2 protein-coding genes are annotated in these 1,285 nt (G+C 52.2%); one reads left to right on the top strand and one right to left on the bottom strand.

Annotated features, from left to right (window positions below; genetic code table 11):
* Positions 1–628 (top strand): type IIL restriction-modification enzyme MmeI (locus tag AB0E05_RS36425; protein WP_361971913.1); only part of this gene is annotated, 628 nt, incomplete at its 5' end.
* An 8-nt stretch (positions 629–636) separates the two neighbouring features.
* Here AB0E05_RS36425 and AB0E05_RS36420 read toward each other — a convergent pair.
* On the bottom strand, positions 637–1,285 hold a 649-nt coding region (locus AB0E05_RS36420), incomplete at its 5' end, for a type IIL restriction-modification enzyme MmeI (protein ID WP_361971911.1).

Below are 1,285 nucleotides of genomic sequence, written 5' to 3'. Positions count from 1 at the left end.
AGTAGCACGGGTGAGCCGAACGGCCATGGCGACCATCGTGCCCACGGGTCAGGTATTGAACGAGAAGATCGTTCTCTTTGCTAGTGACCGTGTTGATGTAATGGCCCTGCTGAACTCAAGTATTCACGTACTATGGGCATGGAAATATTCGGCGACTCTGAAATCTGACCTTCAGTACACCCCGTCCGATTGCTTTGAAACATTTCCCATGCCGCAACATCTCCCTCTCTTGGAATCCCCCGGAAAGAACCTAAGCGAAACTCGCACTGTAATCATGCGGAACCGAGAATTGGGCCTTACGAAACTTTATAACCTGGTCAATGATCCACAGGTTTCTGCTAGTGACATAAGTAGGCTCCGTGAGTGCCATAAAGCGGTCGATGAGGCGGTTGCTGAAGCTTACGAATGGGGCGACCTTGACCTCGGTCATGGATTCCATGAAACCCGCAATGGGGTCCGCTTCACTGTCGCCCCAGTTGCGCAAAATGAGATCCTGGACAGACTTCTCGAGCTCAACCACACACGATTCAATCGAGAAGCAGATGCGGCAAGCCGTGAACGACTGGAGCAATCACTGATGCGCGACAGCGAAGGAGTCGTCGCACTCCACGGGGATACCCTGTTCTGAGAAGTATGTCAGAACAGGGTATCCCCGTCGCGTACCGGAGTTAGATGTTCCTGACCATGAACTGCCGATCCGGCCGCAATGGCATGCCGATCCGTTGCGTGGGGGGAACTTTTTGGTGAGTTATTTTCATGCTGAGCATGGTTGAGCTCAAGAAGCCTGTCTAGGATTTCAATCTGAGCCGATGGTGCGACCGTGAATCGCGTACCCTGTCGATTTGGGTAGAAATCGTGAGCGAGGTCGACATCTTTCCAATTGCAGGACTCGAGTACAGACTGGTCGATCTTCCGATGATTCTCGCGCAGAGACTCGATGTCGCTATCCTTCACTGCAGGGTCATGGACCATGTTGTATAGCTTTGTGAGTCCCACACTTCTGTCAATCATCACATCAAATCTCAGCCTGTCGAGAATTTCCCCATTGCTTCGGACTTCGACAGTGGTGGCAGGTCGAGGAAATGTCTCGTAAACATCGGACGGAGAGTAATTGAGATCAGCCTTCATCGTTGATGAATTGCGCCATGCCCAAATTGAGTGGAATGAACTCGAAAGTAGGGCGAGGTCGCTACCCTCGGCCGTAGCGAAGACTCCCAATTTATGAGAGAGGACTTGGCGGCTGGGTACACGAGCTGGCATGACCGTTCGACTGACAAGCGCTACC

Source organism: Streptomyces sp. NPDC048057, assembly GCF_040653095.1.
Classification (GTDB): Bacteria; Actinomycetota; Actinomycetes; order Streptomycetales; family Streptomycetaceae; genus Streptomyces.
This window is presented reverse-complemented; position numbering and strand designations above follow the sequence as displayed.